Source organism: Mycobacterium sp. PTI7 (genome assembly GCF_056679845.1).
Window position 1 is genome coordinate 3,023,727 of sequence record NZ_CM155252.1, and the last position, 16,197, is coordinate 3,039,923.

Annotated in this window: 16 protein-coding genes and 1 tRNA gene; 5 read left to right on the forward strand and 12 right to left on the reverse strand. The window is 65.7% G+C overall.

Annotated elements, in window-relative coordinates; translation table 11 throughout:
* The first annotated feature begins 180 nt into the window (after positions 1 to 180).
* From AC1MEY_RS14490 to AC1MEY_RS14500, 3 genes are all read left to right on the forward strand, one after another.
* Positions 181 to 253, forward strand: a tRNA-Arg gene (locus AC1MEY_RS14490).
* A gap of 328 nt (positions 254 to 581) precedes the next feature.
* Positions 582 to 2,294, forward strand: coding sequence for an ATP-dependent nuclease (locus tag AC1MEY_RS14495; protein ID WP_480226205.1), 1,713 nt, complete (start codon positions 582 to 584; stop codon positions 2,292 to 2,294).
* A 313-nt stretch (positions 2,295 to 2,607) separates the two neighbouring features.
* Entirely contained in the window at positions 2,608 to 2,922 is a 315-nt protein-coding gene (locus AC1MEY_RS14500) for a hypothetical protein (protein WP_480226206.1), read from the forward strand.
* 239 nt (positions 2,923 to 3,161) lie between these two features.
* Here AC1MEY_RS14500 and AC1MEY_RS14505 read toward each other — a convergent pair whose 3' ends face one another.
* The 12 genes from AC1MEY_RS14505 to AC1MEY_RS14560 form a co-directional block, all read right to left on the reverse strand.
* Positions 3,162 to 4,010, reverse strand: a complete 849-nt coding sequence (locus tag AC1MEY_RS14505) for a phage major capsid protein (RefSeq protein ID WP_480226207.1) — start codon at positions 4,008 to 4,010, stop codon at positions 3,162 to 3,164.
* Positions 4,011 to 4,161: 151 nt separating this feature from the next.
* Entirely contained in the window at positions 4,162 to 4,731 is a 570-nt protein-coding gene (locus AC1MEY_RS14510) for a hypothetical protein (protein ID WP_480226208.1), read from the reverse strand.
* Positions 4,731 to 5,018, reverse strand: coding sequence for a hypothetical protein (locus tag AC1MEY_RS14515; RefSeq protein ID WP_480226209.1), 288 nt, complete (start codon positions 5,016 to 5,018; stop codon positions 4,731 to 4,733). The genes AC1MEY_RS14510 and AC1MEY_RS14515 overlap by 1 nt, the downstream gene beginning before the upstream one ends.
* 230 nt (positions 5,019 to 5,248) lie before the next feature.
* Complete coding sequence (locus tag AC1MEY_RS14520; protein WP_480226210.1) at positions 5,249 to 6,700, reverse strand: AAA family ATPase; 1,452 nt, start codon at positions 6,698 to 6,700, stop codon at positions 5,249 to 5,251.
* Between the two features lie 136 nt (positions 6,701 to 6,836).
* Positions 6,837 to 7,034: a helix-turn-helix domain-containing protein gene (locus tag AC1MEY_RS14525; RefSeq protein WP_480226211.1), complete on the reverse strand. Its 198-nt coding sequence runs from the start codon at positions 7,032 to 7,034 to the stop codon at positions 6,837 to 6,839.
* A 191-nt stretch (positions 7,035 to 7,225) separates the two neighbouring features.
* A complete protein-coding gene (locus AC1MEY_RS14530; protein ID WP_480226212.1) occupies positions 7,226 to 8,371 on the reverse strand; it encodes a tyrosine-type recombinase/integrase in 1,146 nt (381 codons plus the stop codon).
* A 238-nt stretch (positions 8,372 to 8,609) separates the two neighbouring features.
* A complete protein-coding gene (locus AC1MEY_RS14535) occupies positions 8,610 to 9,989 on the reverse strand; it encodes an FAD-binding oxidoreductase (RefSeq protein ID WP_480226213.1) in 1,380 nt (459 codons plus the stop codon).
* 72 nt (positions 9,990 to 10,061) lie between these two features.
* On the reverse strand, positions 10,062 to 10,829 hold the full coding sequence (locus AC1MEY_RS14540; RefSeq protein WP_480226214.1) for a glutaminyl-peptide cyclotransferase: 768 nt from the start codon (positions 10,827 to 10,829) through the stop codon (positions 10,062 to 10,064).
* Positions 10,830 to 10,863: 34 nt separating this feature from the next.
* Positions 10,864 to 11,286 carry a nitroreductase family deazaflavin-dependent oxidoreductase gene (locus AC1MEY_RS14545; protein WP_480226215.1) on the reverse strand — a complete coding sequence of 141 codons (423 nt, stop codon included), beginning with the start codon at positions 11,284 to 11,286 and terminating at the stop codon, positions 10,864 to 10,866.
* Positions 11,287 to 11,339: 53 nt separating this feature from the next.
* Positions 11,340 to 12,665 (reverse strand): alkaline phosphatase, encoded by a 1,326-nt coding sequence (locus tag AC1MEY_RS14550; protein ID WP_480226216.1) that lies wholly within the window; start codon positions 12,663 to 12,665, stop codon positions 11,340 to 11,342.
* Positions 12,666 to 12,739: 74 nt separating this feature from the next.
* Entirely contained in the window at positions 12,740 to 13,621 is an 882-nt protein-coding gene (locus AC1MEY_RS14555; RefSeq protein WP_480231489.1) for an LLM class flavin-dependent oxidoreductase, read from the reverse strand.
* Between the two features lie 58 nt (positions 13,622 to 13,679).
* Complete coding sequence (locus tag AC1MEY_RS14560) at positions 13,680 to 14,090, reverse strand: DoxX family protein (RefSeq protein ID WP_480226217.1); 411 nt, start codon at positions 14,088 to 14,090, stop codon at positions 13,680 to 13,682.
* A 147-nt stretch (positions 14,091 to 14,237) separates the two neighbouring features.
* Here AC1MEY_RS14560 and AC1MEY_RS14565 point away from each other — a divergent pair, with 147 nt between their 5' ends.
* Entirely contained in the window at positions 14,238 to 15,548 is a 1,311-nt protein-coding gene (locus AC1MEY_RS14565; protein WP_480226218.1) for a sensor histidine kinase, read from the forward strand.
* Entirely contained in the window at positions 15,536 to 16,180 is a 645-nt protein-coding gene (locus AC1MEY_RS14570; RefSeq protein WP_480226219.1) for a response regulator transcription factor, read from the forward strand. Before AC1MEY_RS14565 ends, AC1MEY_RS14570 begins: the two co-directional genes overlap by 13 nt.
* The last annotated feature ends 17 nt before the right edge of the window (positions 16,181 to 16,197 follow it).

Below are 16,197 nucleotides of genomic sequence, written 5' to 3' on the forward strand. Positions count from 1 at the left end.
ACCCGTACGTCGGGGCGCACGGGTCGACGCCGTACGTGCGAGTACGGCGGCCGGGAGCCCGATTCCTCGCCGTACTCGCACGTTGGGCGCGAACAAGGGCGCGGACGGTCGGCGTTCGGGCGAGGTCGCGGGATGCGTTAGGCTGTCGAAGCCCAACGGCGCCGGGGTGCACGTCCCCGCGCCCCCGTAGCTCAGGGGATAGAGCGTCCGCCTCCGGAGCGGAAGGCCGCAGGTTCGAATCCTGCCGGGGGCACTCTTTAAAGTGCAGCTCCAAGCGGTTTTGACAGACGCTTGGCGACGGTGTGCCATGTATGTGCCATTAGTAGCGATGTGTCGATTCCTGACCTAGCGGCAAACGCGTGCAATTCTGGGTCGACCTCTCGTCGCGCCGCTGCTCTGCCCGAAGGTTGAGCGCCCCTTCCCCGTCAGGGGCCAACGGAGTTGGGGGTAGCTCCCACACCATCGGCTGGCCGTGTGTCGGTCGACTCGGCGAAACAGCCACAACCCATGTCGATTCACCGCTTGGGCGCAGGGCCCACCTACTATCCGAGGCGATACCTGGAACACCGATACAGGGGGCGATGTTGAGCGGGGATGCAGGCAATTTTGGTTTTGGCATTTTTGGCGTGAAAGTCGGCGAGGGCGCATTGCTTGCCTTACCTGGACCCGGAAGCGTGACCGCAATCGTCGGGTCGAATAATGTTGGAAAATCCACATTCCTGCAAAACATCGATCAGATATTAAAATCAACGACTCTGACCAGATCATCACATCCGGTGGTGGTGAGCGAGATCGCTTACCCTTGGCTAGGTGAACCGGATGACATGCAGGCTTGGTTACTAGAGAATGCAAGTATCGACGATCGGGAAGGATTGGATTATGTCATCCGATCCGGCATAAACTATCGTTTGGATATCAGTATGGCCCTAAGGTCGGGCGTTACCCCTCAACACGTCACGCCGTGGTTCGTGAGCCTGCAAAGGCCCCTAGAACGAATTAACATGTGCGAAGGCGTCGCCCAATTGCCATCAATTGGAGACCCGCCAACACATCCTTTGCACATTCTGAGAATGAATGAGGATGCGCGAGATCGGCTCCACTCTCTGGCGGACAGAATCTTCGGGATCGAACTTTCCTTGGATACGTTGAGCGGAAACCTGATGTATCGGGTTGGCCATCCAGGGATGCCGGCTCCCGCCGTAGATGGGGTCACCAAGGAGTACGCGCGAGCAGTCTCCGCTTTACCACCATTATCCGCCCAAGGCGACGGGATACGTTCGACCCTCGGCCTGCTGATACCACTCATTACAGATAACACGCCCGTTACTTTGATTGATGAACCCGAAGCCTTCCTCCATCCCCCGCAGGCGCGCATTGTCGGTGCCGAGATTGGGAAGCTTGCGAAGGACAATAATTCTCAGGTGATAATCGCAACTCACGATAAGAACATGCTCCAAGGCCTTGTCGAAAGCGGCGCGCCTGTAACCATAATTCACCTCAAGCGCGTCGATTCTGTCCCGAGCGCCAAAATGCTCGATGTAAAAGACGTTGAGGCACTCTGGGAAGATGTAACCCTCCGATATGGCGATGCCTTAGACGGCCTTTTCCATAGCGCGGTTATAATCACCGAAAGTGACCGGGATTCGCATTTCTATGCCGCTGCCATTGATGCAATGCGGGCCTCGGAATCGCCCGACAGTCCCGCGCACAACCTGATGTTCTTGAGCAGCAATGGGAAGCAAAACATGGCGCAATACGTGACGCGGCTTTCAGCGTTGGGTGTGCGCAGTGTCACTTGCCCGGACCTCGACATGTTGAATGACACAAAGAAGCTGAAAGCTCTCGTCGAAGCTCACGGCGGTGACTGGTCAAGCGTGCAGCCTGACCATGCAAAGGCGACGGCCGAGTTCCATAATGCGCCCAAGCCTCCGACCGCGGCTCAAGTTGGGGCCGACGTAGCTGAAATGTTTGCGTCGAACACAGACGAGGAAATGACCGAAGGCCTATCCACGCGGATCACCGATGCTGTGAAACTTCCCAAGCATGGGTGGCGACAACTGAAATATTTCGGCGTAAGCGCCTTCAAGGCCGATAAGGCGGCAGCGTCGAGGCTCCTGGACTATCTCGATAGCATTGGCATCGTCACCGTCAAGGTTGGTGAGCTTGAGAACTTTCTGACCACTGTGAGCGCACCCAAGGGACCTAGCTGGCTACCGGTCGCTTTCCAGGAGGGTGCCCAGAAGACCTCCGCAGCAGCAGAACACGCGCGTCGACTGCTGGCGGCTGCGGGCTGAGCGGTATGGGCGCTCACCATCCATCTGCTCCCGCTCGCACCGCTGTTTGGCTGCTACACCCATCAAGCCCCGCCGGACCACCGGCAGGGCAGGTTGACCGAAATGTGGAGATCGCTTGGCACCCAGAAGCTTCGCTGACGTACCTAATCGGACGATAAGGCTCTTCCTTGAAAAGGTAGGAAGTCAGTACGACGTCAACCGGGGATACACGCCCTATCGAAAACTGACCCCCGCGCTCCAAATACGATTTGCGAGTGCATGCGCGTATTGCGGCAATCCACCCCCACCCGGCCAATTGCGTGAGGAGCACCTGGTGCCCATAAACCGGCGGTCAGCCGGACTGCACGCTTGGGGAAACGTCGTACCGGCATGCAAGGAATGCAATGACATAAAGGGCGACAAACCGTGGCAAGACCACCCGCGGTTGAACGATGATCGACGAGCTGCGATCTCCGCATTCATCGTTGAATACAACTACGAGCCGGACGTCACAGAACTCCAAGCAGTACTCGCAAAACTGTACGAGCTAGTCGACCAACAGACGCGAGGACTGGTTGAACTGGCTATTGTCGCATCGCAGCCTTACATCGCCGGACTCAGCACCACCCCGACGACGGTGATTGACTAGCTTTCGGGTTGGGCCGAATTCTGCACAACCTGTTAGACGCTATGCAAAGCGATCTCGCGTAGATCAAGATCGGAGCCGCCCCCCTGGCCCCTGCGACCAGGCGCGGATGGCCGGCGTCCACGCCCGATTAAATCACCGAATATTCGGTGATTTATTGGGGTGGGCGGCGACGGCCGCCAGGCGTCCGCCTGCGTGGATTAATCATTATTCCGGAACAATTCCCGTCGCCGCCCACCGGTTCAGGACCCGGCCGCGGCGATCGTGAAGGTGCCGAGTCGTTCGGGGCGGACCACGGCGTGCCCGAAGCGCCAGGTGGCCCGTAGGAGGGCGGAATCCGACGAAAACAGGGCGTGGTCGGAGGTCGCGACCCGCACGTCACCCACGGCACTGACCACCGCGGACCGATCGAGGACCAGGCCGGTGTAGTTGGGCATCGCAGGGTTGACGATCACGGGGAGCGACAGGAGCATTTCTCGCGCGTCGGTGGTCCCCGCGCCGAGCAGCGACTGGTTGTAGCTGCTGGCCACCTTGAGCTTGCGCAGTTCGCCCCACCCGAGCGGGTCGACGAGGATGTGGGTGGGGATGGACAGGTTGTCCTGCAACTGCGCGACGAGGTCGACCAGGGCGTCGAGGCTACCGTCGATCGCATCTCCGTCGACGATCCCTTCGACGTTGACCAGCCCGGCCACGGGCGCGACGGCGGGCGACGTCGGCGCGACCTCGGCTACGAACGCGATGTCTGCGCGGCGGGTGATGGCACGAGTGACCGAGGCCGACAACTGGCTGGCCGTATTATTTTGCAGCATTTGTTCGTTGGATATCCGCACTAGCTGGGTGGCCTTGGCAGTGTGGACCAGGACCTCGGCGAGCGTCGGGTCGGCCTCGGGGATCACGTTTCCCTCTGCGGTGAACTGGGCCTCGTCGTCGCGGATGTAGGCCACGCGCACGCTGGGCGCGTCGCCCTCGATGTCGCCGCTGATGGTGGAGCAGGTGAGGATTAGGGCGTCGGGGATGGCGTCTTCGGGGGCGAAGTAGTAGTCGTCGGGCCGCCAGGCGGCCGCACTGGTGACGGTGGTGAGGAAAGACATTGGGCTAGAGCCCTTTCCGCGGCAATAGCGGGCCGCATACGAAACTCGGAATTAAATGAATTTCGGCTAGCGACCCGCCATGCCGGCCCGCGCCCCGCGCGGTGTGCGCGCCTACCCTGGGCAGGGTGTTCGGCGCGCGCTGACTACGAGCTTACCCGCGGTCAGTCCTGGGTTTGAAGGCGTCGACGAACGACTTGGTGGGTTTCTCGAACCGAACCGACGTCGCCCCGCTGTGCAGCGGCCCCGCGTACCGGGCGATCGGCTTCGCCCAGTGCTCATGTCGCGCAATGAGGTCGGCGCAGGCCTCCCGCACCTTCTCGTCGTCGACCAGGCCGTCGACGAGGACGTCGTCGAACGACTTTTCGCGCCAGAAGTCACCCGCCGGATCGGCAAGGTAGTCGGCCGCCAGGCGCTCCACCTCCCGGGCCTGCATGTCGGTGACGACGGCGGCTAGGTCGTCACGGTGCCGCTCAGCCTCACGTAGGCGCGCCCGGTATCGGCCGTCGCGGTCGCGCACGTCGGCGTCCGCCTGGTCAAGATAGTCCTCCTCGAAGTCGTCGGGACCTTGCTGATCATCGTCGTCGATTAGGCTCGAATCCCCAGCGGACGTAGTGCTCACGCGATCATGCCGGTGATTGTCGTCCCGCATGTCCAACGAAGCATCGTGCCCTTCCGCCGTGTCCTCGGCGGCCGAATAGTTTTGTGAATATTCGTCGCTCATCATTGGTCACCTGCGTCGTCGCCACGCGCGGGTGACCGCCCGTCGCCGGTGACCAGGGCCAGCCTGTCGAGCATCGTCCGTATGCCGTCCGCTAGGTTCCTGGCGTCTTCGGGGCGCAGAATGACTGCGTACCTGTGGCGTTGGGGTGTTCGCAGCGTCGTGATCACGGCGTCTGCACGAGTGTCTTCCAGGTAGCCGTACGTGACGGCGACGCCATCGTCGGCGACGATCACCCTGGCACCGTTGAGAAACTGATCGATTGAGTTTTGGTCGTGGCGGTTGTTCATTTCGGCCCTTTCGTTGTTGCTGTACTCACGGTTGATTCGTCAGTGATCCCGGTTGTCCACCCTCCTAAAGGAGGGAGGGTGGACGGACATGTCCGCCGACTCGACGGACATCAACGGACACCACGGACACCCGCAGGTCAGGGGCGCTTGTATAGAACGGACACGAACGGACATCCGGTCCGCGGGGACACGACCGTGTCCGCACCCGTGACGGACACCCATGGCGGACATCACCGTCCCCGGTAAAACGGTTGCTTGTCGGTCCCCACGTTCACCAGCAGACCCCGTTCGATCAGGTCGTTAAGCGCGCGGTGGAAGCTGGCGTGGGGGAAGTCGGCAACGTCGCGGAGGGCAACCCTGCTCGCGCCGGTGTGCGAGAAGTGGCGGACAAAGATTGCGAGCAATTCGTCGCTGCGCCCCGCGAGCACCGCCGACGCGGCGCGGTAGATCGACAGGACCGCGCTTCCAGTGCCCTCGATGGGGTCGAGTTTGAGTTCGTGGTGGTCGGCTTCGGGTCCGTCCTTGCGCTTCTCACGGTCGAGAATGATGGCGTCACCGTCGCGGCGCGTGAAGTAGACGGTGTCCGCCGCCCCTTCGAAGGCTGACGAGCCGCGCATCGTCCTGCCGTCCTTCCCCGCGTGGTGAACGCCGAGGACCAGGCCCCGTCCGCCCGGCGTGCTGGCTAGTAGTCGGCCCAGCGCATCAACCACGAGGCCGGAGTCCCTCGCGGAGTTCTCATCTGCGCCGACCGAACACCGCGCCAGGGTGTCGAACACGACAAATTCGTACCCGCCCCAAGAGATGAGGGCCGCCATGTTGGCTACGTCCGTCGGCCGGAACAGGTTCACCGCGAACGGCAGAATGTTGAAATTGACATCCTGGACGTTCGCGTGCCAGCCGACTTCCCAAGCGTGTACGCGCGCTTTGAATCCGTACGCCCCTTCTCCGGCGACGTACAGCACGCGCCCCCTGCGGGTCGCTCTCCCCTGCCACGTGGAGCCCGTCGACACCGACGCCGCCCACCCCAATGCGAGAAACGACTTGCACGTGCCGTGCCTTCCGTAGAGCAGCGCCACGGTGCCCCGGTCGAGCGTGCCGTCAATGACAGGTTCGGGATCCGGGAGGCTGCGCAGCGCCGAGCGTGTGAGGACGAAGTCGGCGTAGAGCGGCATCAGCTCTGTAGCGGCATCGTCGGTCGTAGCAGCGGCCCCGGCTGCGGCGGCAGCAGGAATCGTCGCGTTAGCGGAGTTCGATCTGATTGGGATGACCGGGGCTGGGTTTGCGGGCAGCCCCGCGGGGCCAAACTTGTCCGCGGCTTCGCGGGCAGAACGCAGCGTTCCCTCGATCTCTCGGTCGTCGAGACCGGACACGCGCGCGGCATGGCCAAGGCCGTCGGACACAAGCTGGCTGTCGAGGCCATGAGCGTCTGCGACCCGGTAGGCACGCAGGGCTGAGTGATTCAACCGATCATTGCGCTGGCCTTCGGGTGCCGCCGCCATCTCGTCCATAAGGTTGGCAAGCGTCTGTTCGGCGTAAGGCACGTTCAGGGTGCTGATGGCGCGAGCACTTTGGCCGCGCGCGGCGGCGTCGTGCTCAGCCTTGCGGGCCTTCGCTCGTTCGTGACTTTCGGCCTTTCGCGCGGCTATCTCGCGGTCGGCCGCTTCCCAAAAGTTGTTTGCCATCTTGCACTCCTGATGTCACACCGGTCGGGGCCGTCGGCGGCCTCGCCTCGTGCCGTGGCTAGACGCGAGGGAACAGTGGATCCACTCGGCAGCGAACGAACTCACTCAGGCTGCCAACGTGACCGAATATCCTGTGTTACAACGGATTCTGCGCAAATTTGAGCAGAGATTCCCGATCGACTCGCAGTTGCCGAGGGCCGATTCGATACGCCCTGATCCGACCATCACTGATGTAGCGGCGGATCGTCTTCTCGCTCAACTGCGTGTAGGCCGACGCCTGACGCATCGTGAGCCGAGAGGGCATTTCGGCTCGCGCCGATTCATAGCTGGTCATAGGGGAACGTTAAGGCCGTCGAACACCCTTGGCAATGTTTCTGAACATGTTGTCGCGCAATTTAATTCGTTCGGAAACATGGAAACACGACGCCTAGCCATCCCGACCAGGCGTGAAACGCCAATAACATGTTTCCGAATGTTTCCACGACACACCCGCGACACGTCCAAAATGTTTGGAGTGTCGCGCCGTCAGGCACTTCCCGCGGCCAGCGCGGACAACGCCTCGGCGATCTCAGCGTCGCGTCCCGACACCACGCCTTGGTAGACCAAGGCGGCCTTGACCGTGGTGTGCCCTAGGCGGCTCATGGTCTCGTTCAGGCTCGCGACTTTGGCCGTATGAGTGCCGGCGAAGTGCTTCAAGTCATGAATTGTCATGGTGTCTCCACCGGAGCCCGTCTTCTGCCCAATGGCCACCAGCGCCTTATCGAGGTAATCGCGCATCACCCGGTCGTTGAGGTGGCACCCGCCCCGTGTTGGCGGGAACAACAGTGCTTCGTCGTCTGCCGCCACGTCTACGGCGAGATGGTGGAGGACGTCAGCCCGGATGTGCGGGGGGATCACGACGTTGTGCGGTTTCTTCTGCTTGATCATGCCGATGTGACACCCGCCGCGGTGGGTCGCCCCCCGGCGCACCCTGACCACCTCGGCATCGGCATCAATGTCCTTGCGCCGTAACTCGATGGCTTCACCCCAGCGCAGGCCGCACCACGCCGACAACAGGATCAAGGCCTTGAGCCGCGCGGGCCGAATCGCATCAGCGAGCGCAGCCATCTCCGGCATCGACAAGACAACCGCCCCACGTTGGGTCGCCGCGTACATCGCACCCTTGATCTGGCACGGGTTGACCGTCAGCAGCTCGTCTTGACGCACTGCGGTTTCGCAGATCGCGTGCAGCAGGCTGTACACATGCGCGTTGCGCGTCGGGTACTTCTTGTCCAGGCCGCCATGCCACGACCGCACCATGGGAGCCGTCAGGCTACGTACAGGGACCAAGCCCACCGGCGTCGACGCGATGTGTAGTCGGAGCTTGGATTCGTACTCCCTGCGCGTGCGCTCGGTGAGCTTTCGTTCGCCGATCCACTTTTCCGCGTACTGAGTGACGGTGACGGAGGTGGCCGCCTGGTGGGCGGCGCGCACCGTCGGCGACGTCCAAGCGGCCAACTCGATGAGGCGACGCTCACTAGCCAGCCACGCCTCCGCGTCGAGCTTGCTGGTGAAAGTGAGCGGGGCGTTGTATCGCACTTTGTCGGGTCCAACGTAGTTCGCCTGGAACCGCCGCGATGACGGCAGCCGTCGGATGCGGCCCCACCCACGACGCCCCTGCTTGCCTGCCATGTGACGTCCCATTCGTGTGCCATCTGTGTGCCATTAGTTTGTCCAGACACGTACGCCAACAGGATGACACAGCGTCTTCTACTTCGGACAAATACCCAGGCCAAAGCGTATTTTTGCAGGTAGGGCCTGCAACCTTGGATGATCGTACGGCAATTTCGAATCCTGCCGGGGGCACCACGTCGAAAACCTACTCATCAGCAGGGATACGGCGCTTCTGAAGCGGCCATCCCTTCCGGAGTCACGTCGCCGGCGGGATGCTCTGCTCGTAGTGGAAGACGTCGTCTGGGTCGTAGGCCGACTTGACGCCTCGGAGTCGTTCGACGTTGGACCCCCAGTACGCGGTCGCCCAGTCGTCCGGACCCACGTTGGGCACGTTGACGTAGGCGCCCCGGACGTAGGGCGCCAACGCGCCGGCGAACTCTGCCACCCACGTCAGGCACACCTCCGTCAGCGGGTCGGAGTCCGGGCTCACACCGTCGCCCCGGACGCCCCAGCCGGCCCCCGGCTCGGCGTAGAACAGCGTGTCGCGGTGCGCGAAGGCGGACCCGCCCGACGGCTCGCTGCGCGCCACGGCCCCGCCGAATGCGTTCACGAAGTAGTTACAGCCCGGCGTGGGAGCCGCGGCCATGAAGGAGGCGATGACGTCGATCGCCTCCGCCGGGAACGGGTCGGTGATGAACTGGGACATGAACTTCCAGTTCGACGGCTCGTCGTCCTTCGGGATCTGGAAGGCCGCATAGGTGTCCGCCCACCCGGCGTCCGTCACCGACACGACGGGGTCGCCGACGGCGAGGATGGGGGCCAGGAGCTGCCGCGCCTCCGACTCGGATCCGTCGCCGAGCACGCCGATGAGGGTGACGTCGTTCCTACTGATCTCGAGCTGACTGGTCAGGCGCTCGTCGGTGTGCGGAGCGGTGCGCTGCCACTCGTCGAACACCTCCGACAACTGCTGTAGTCCCTGCCATGTCGCGGTCACGTACGTGGTCCGGACCAGTGGACGCACCCGATAGGTGAGCGACGTGACGATGCCGAAGTTGCCGTTCCCGGCCCCGCGCAGCGCCCAGAGCAGGTCCGCGTGCGAGTTCTCGTCGACGACGATCGCGTGGGCCCCGCCGTCCTCGGACGCGACCACGATCTCGGCTGCCAGCAGGTTGTCCGACGCCATGCCGAACGCGCGCGTCAGGAGGCCGAAGCCGCCGCCGAGGGTGGCGCCGACCAGACCGACCGACCCCTCGGTCCCGGTCGGTGCCGCGACGCCCGCCCCGCCGAGCGCGGTGACGGCTTCGAGTTGGTTGAGTCCCGCGCCGACGGTGGCGGTGCCCGACGAGGCGTCGATGGTCACCGACTTCATGTCGCTGACGTCGATGACGATGCCGCCGTCGACACTGGACCACCCTTCGAGGCTGTGCCGTCCGCTGCGGACGCGGGGCGTGACGTCGTTCTCCCGCGCCCAGGCCAACGCGTGCACCACGTCTGCGGTGTTCTGGGCGAACACGATCACGGCGGGCTGGTGGGCGAAGAGGAGGTTCCAGCCTGCGCCGGCGTCGGGATAGGCGGCGTCCCCCGGGCGGATCACCCGGCCCGTCAGCGTGGTCGGTCCTGCGGTGGTGGACGTCATCGAGCAACCCTAGGGGCGGCCACCAGCGTCTGCTCATCGATCTTGCGAATTCGTCAATAATTCGCGCGCCGGTCAAGCGGGGATGCGCACCCGGAAGCTCTCCGGCCATTCCTTACCCGAGATCAGGTACTCGTCACCGCCGATGTGGGCGATGCTGCTGACCACCTGCCGGGCGTCCCGCGCCCCGAAGCGCCACAGGTTCGACGTGTCGAGCACGGTGTCGACCACGCCGGTCGCGGGGTCGACGCGGACGAACTCGTCGTCCGGCCACGCCGCGGCCCACACCTGGCCGTCGACGCACTCGAGTTCGTCGAGACCGCGCAGTGGTCGCCCGTCGAGGGTGACGTCGACGGCGCCCGTCCGGGCCATCGTGTCGGGGTCGTGGAAGAACAACCGGTCGGTGCCGTCGCTCACGACGAGCCGCGACCCGTCGGAACACAGCCCCCAGCCCTGACCGGCGATCGGCACCTCGCGGATCGGGGTGAACGTCGCCCTGTCCCATTCGATGGCGACGGGATTGTCGTAGACCAGCTGCCAGATGCGGTCACCGACGACGGCGATGCCCTCGCCGAAGTACGTGGGCGGCAGGTCGGCGGCGCGCAGGATGCGGCCGGTGTTCGGGTCGAGCTGTTGGAGCTGCGACCGGCCGACCTCGCCCGTCGCCTCGTAGAGAGCGGGACCGTCGAAGACGAGGCCCTCGCTGTAGGAGGCGGTGTCGTGCGGGATGGTCCCGAGGACCGTGGGCACCACCGTCCGCACGGGGTCTGCGCCTGCCGGCGCGGACGTCCACAGCGCGGCGACGAGGAGCAGGACGAACGAGAACGGCAGCCGTGAAGTCACGACTGCCGTTCTACAGGTTCGGTGAGGACGAGGCTTACTCGATGACGAATACGGGAATCTGACGGTCCGTCTTCGTCTGGTACTCGGCGTAGGGCGGGTACGCCTCGACGGCGAGCTTCCACCAGTGCTCGCGCTCCTCGCCCTCGATCTCGCGGGCGGTGCCCTCGAAGACCTTCTCGCCGTCCTGGACGCTCACGGCGGAGTTGGCCTTGACGTTGAAGTACCAGCTCGGGTGCTTCGGATCGCCGCCCTTGGAGGCGACCATCGCGTACTTGCCGTTCTCCTCGACGCGCATCAGGGGGACGTAGCGCTTCTTGCCGGACTGCGCGCCCGTCGTCGTGAAGAGCACGATCGGGCGGTCGAGGACCTCGACGCCTTCCGTCGTGCCCTGCGCGAGGATGCGCTCGGTCTGCTCACGTACCCAGTCGGTGGGGCTCAGCTCAGCTTCGTTACTCACGGTCGCGACAACACCTTTCTCAGAGGTTTTATTCCCGATTCTTCCGAGACGGACTACCGCTCAGGAGCACCGTCCCACAGCTCCGTGACGACGTCGTGCACGTACGTGTTGGGGTGTACGCCGGTGAATCGTTCGGCGGAGGGGCCCGCTGCCGTCACGGGGACCATCGTGCCGGTGTGTTCGGCGGTGGTCCAGTCGACCTTGAACCGGCGGTCGGTGCCCTTGATGGTGAACGGTCCGCTGCGCTTGGGCACGCCGCCGTCGGGCAGCGGCATGTTCTCGGGGACCTTCGCCCAGTAGGGCACCGGATCGTCGGCCACCTGGTCGCTGTTCGGCTCGGGTTCGCCGTCGTCGCTGAGGTTCTCGATCGTCATGCCGCCCGTCTCGTGGTCCGCGGTCACGATGAGGAGCACGTTCGGGTGGTCCTTCTGGTACTCCGTGATGACCCGGACCATCGCGTTGACCGATTCGCCGGCGAGCATCATGTTCTGCGCGTCGTGTTCGTGGCCGGCGGAGTCCAGGTCGTCGCTCTCGACGACCAGGAAGAAGCCCTTGTCGTTGGCGCCGAGGATGTCGAGGGCCTTGGCGACGAGCCGCTCGGGGGCGACGTAGTGCGGATCCCGGGTGTAGTCGTACCCCTCGATCTCGGTGGACCGCCGCTTGGCGCTGTCCTGGACGAGCGCGAGCGCCCTCGGGCCCGACAGGTCGTCGAACGTGGTCTGGTCGAAGGCGTACTGGTAGCCCGCGTCGCGGGCGCGGGCGACGAGGTCGGCGTCACCCTCGCTCGCGTCGTCCTCGCCTTCGTCGGGGATCTTCCCCGGATCGCCGGCCGGGTACCAGTACTTCTCGCCGCCGCCGAAGAGCACGTCGACGCCGCGGTCCAGGTATCCCTTCGCGATGTCCACCTTGAGGTCGCGGTCGGCGACCGGTGCGCCGAACGCTGCCAGGGTGGCGTTGGTGACGTCGTGGTCGTCGATCAGGCCGGTCGACATCCCGCGTCCCTTGGCGACGTCGAGCAGGGTCGGTACGGATTCGCCGTTGGGGCCGAGCCCGGTGGTGCCGTTGGGCACCTTCTGACCGATCGCCCACGCCGTTGCTCCGGCCGCGGAATCGGTGACCACGTATTCGGGGTCGCCGGGGATGGTGTCGAGGAAGCCCGCGTAGGGCAACGCGTCCATCGGCTGACGCTCGTCGAGGCCGTACAGGTAGTACTGCAGCGCGGTGCGCTGCTGCGGTCCCATGCCGTCACCGCTCAGGATGATGACGCTCGGGCCGGCGGCCCCGGCGTCGGACGACGTGTCGCTGCATCCGCCGAGGATCAGTACGCCCACGGAGGCCAGAGCAGTGGTGACGAGCGCAGTGCGGCTGTGCGGTGACATGGCGGAACCATGTCAAGATCACCGGTCCAGGTGGCGGCGCGGACGTGAACGGCGCACCAATACCTGCTTATCCGTCAGCGGAAGTCTGCGACCGCGTCCGCGACGCGCCGCACCTGGTCGACGTCGGAACTCGTCGGGATCAGATGCACCTCGTCGGCGCCGATCTCCTCGAAGCGCCGCAGCACCGCGTGCAGGTCGTCCTCGGTGCCGGCCCACCCGGTGGTGGGGGCCATCGCGTCGACGAACTCCGCCGGAATCCAGTTCATGTAGCGCCGCAGGTGCCGGTGCACCTGCGCGCGGGCACCGTCGTCGTCGCCGAGGGCGAACCAGAAGGACGTGGCGAGGTGCGGCGCGGGCTTTCCCGCCTCGGCCCAGGCGGTGCGGGCCACGTCGAACAGCTCGTTCTCCCGCGCCACGTTCAGATCCAGGGTGGTGCCGGCCAGCCCGTCGGCCCAGCCGGCGGCGCTGCGGATCGTCTTGGGGCCGATGGTCCCGACGAGCAGTCGCGGCCCTGCATTCTGCACGGGCGGCGGACCGACCGGCAGCACCGAGTCGGTGACCTTCTCCCCCGCCCACACGCGCTTCATGATCGCGACGCGCTCGGCCATGCCGCGCATCGTCTGGGTGGCGGTGTCGGCACCCACCGACTCGTAGTCCTCGTGCCGCCCGCCGACGCCGAAGCCGACCGTCAGGCGTCCGCCACTGAGCATGTCGCCGGTCGCGAGGGCCTTGGCCAGCATCACGGGATCGTGCAGCTGCGGGACGATCACCGTGGTCACCAGCCGCACCCGATCCGTCCACGCCGACAGCGCGCCCAGCAGCGTCAGCGTCTCGGGGTTGTCGAAGCAGATGCGCTCGCCCCAGCACAGCGACGAAAACGGGCCGTCGTCGATGGTCGTGGCCCAGGCCTTGAGCGTCGCCGCGTCGAGGTCGGGCTCCATCACCGGCATCGTCATCCCGATCTGCACCCCGGGATTCTGGCACGTGGCGGGCGGACTTCGAGGCCGCCTGCCCTCAACGCGCCAGACCCGCGACCCGCAGGAGCTCGGGGCGGCGCAGCACGAGGCCGGCCCACATCAGCACGCCGAAGTACACGGCGAACAGCGTCGTGCCGAGCAGCGGCGCCTCGATGCGCATGTTGGCCGTGACGGCGCCACCGAGGTACGCGGTGATCCCCAGCGCGCCGAGCACCGCGGTCCGCGGGATCGCGTAGACGACGACGCACACGGCCAGCACGATGCCCATGACGAGCGCCTGCCCGCCCGGAAAGCCCAGTGCCGCCAGGCTCTCCGTCACCTGGGCCGGCCGCATCAGCTTGCCGACGGCGTCGAACGCGAGGAATGCGCCGACGAGCACGCTGATGGCCACCCCCACCTTCCAGGAGGTGGTCCGGGTCGGGGCGGTGGTGACGGTGGCGGTGCTCATGGCTTCTCCTCGGGAGGCGGAACGGTCACCGGGGCAGACCGCGGTCCTCGCGGAAACTCATCGCGGCGGCGCCGAGGGGGATAACCCCCACCGAAGTGTCGGGCAATCGCGGTGTTCCGAGGCCGCCGCGATCCATAGGTTGAGTGCATGGTTGCAGTCACCACGCCCCTCGAACCGATCACCGAGCCCGCGCGTGCGACACCCGACGAACGTCGCAGGCGCATCGGACCGGTGCCGTCGGCGTCGATGGTCACGGGCGCCGCGATCGGGATCTTCTGGTTCTGGATCCCCCTGGTGGTGCTGGTCGTCGGCATCTCGTCCATCCCGTCGATCATCGGGTTCGCGGTGGCGGCCGTCGTGTTCGTCTACCTGATCCGCGGCGCCGACCGGGTGGAGCGGGTGCGCAGCGAAGCGGTGTTCGGCTTCGACATCCCCGTGCCGGCGCGAAAGACGTCTTCGCGCAACGGCTTCAAGGGCTGGGCGCACCAGCTGTGGCTCGACGCGAGCAGCGCCACGTTCTGGAAGACGGCGGCGCACCACTACCTGCGGATGGTGTTCGACATCCTCGCCACGGCGATTGCCCTCGCGCTGGTGGTGTTCGCGTTCACCGGCCCGGCCGTGGCGACGGCGATCGGCAACAGCGACGACGCCGCCGGACTGGACTTCATCTCACCGCCGCTCGCCTGGCTGCTCGCGGTCGTCGCGGTCGCGGCGGCCGTGGCCATCCTGATCTTCGCCCCGGCGGTCGACGCGTCGATCGACCGCTGGCTGCTGCCACCGTCGCCCACCGCCGCGCTGCAGCACGAGGTCAGCGCGCTCGCCGACGCCCGCCAGGGCGCGGTCTCGTCGGCCCAGTCCGAACGACACCGCATCGAACGCGACCTGCACGACGGCGTGCAACCGCGCCTGGTGTCGCTGGCGATGACGATCGGGCTGGCACGGACCAAACTCGACACCGACCCGGCGCAGGCACGCGTCCTCATCGACGAGGCCCAGGACGAGGTCAAGGGCGCCCTCGTCGAGCTGCGCAACGTCGCCCGCGGCATCGCCCCGTCGATCCTCGTCGACCGCGGCCTCGATGCGGCGCTGTCCGCGGTGGCACAGCGCACCACCATCTCGGGCATCCCCACGACGCTCAACGTCCACCTCCCCCGTCGGCTGCCCGACGAGGTGGAGTCGGTCGCGTACTTCGTCGTCGCCGAGGCACTCACCAACGTCGCCAAGCACGCCCGCGCCGGACAGGCCGTGGTGACCGTGCGGCTCGACGAGTCCACCCAGACGCTCTACGTCTCGGTGTTCGACGACGGGGTGGGCGGTGCCGAGGCACCCGCGGGTGACGACGCCACCGGCCTGCGCGGTCTCGGCGACCGCGTCCGCGCCGCCCGCGGCACGTTCGCGGTGTCGAGTCCGGCCACCGGTCCGACGGTCGTGACGGCGGTTCTGCCATGCGCATCGTGATCGCGGAGGACTCCGCACTGCTGCGGGCCGGTATCGAGCGGATCCTGACCGACTCCGGGCACGACGTCGTCGCCGGCGTCGCCGATGCCACCAACCTGCTGAACATCGTCAACGAACTCCACCCCGACCTGGCGATCGTCGACGTCCGCATGCCGCCGACGTTCACCGACGAGGGCATCCGGGCCGCCGCCCTGCTCCGCAGCCAGAACCCCGAGTCGCCGGTGCTGGTGCTGTCGCACTACGTCGAGGAGCGCTACGCCGCCGACCTGATCGCCTCGGACACAAAGGGTTTCGGCTATCTGCTCAAGGACCGGGTCGCGGACGTTCCCGCGTTCCTCGACGCCGTCGACGTGGTCGGCGGGGGCGGCACGGTGCTCGACCCGGAAGTGGTGTCGCAGATCCTCGTCCGGTCGCGGCAACGCTCCGCCCTCGACGCGCTGACCCCGCGGGAGACCGAGGTCCTGCAGCTGATGGCGGAGGGCCGGACCAACTCGGCCATCGCCGCCGCGCTGCACGTGTCGGTGGGATCCGCCGAGAAGCACATCGCCTCGATCTTCACCAAGCTCGACCTGGCCCCCGACGAGAGCGAGAACCGTCGCGTCCTCGCCGTCCTCCGCTACCTCGAATCCTGAACTGCCGAAAGGGCTCA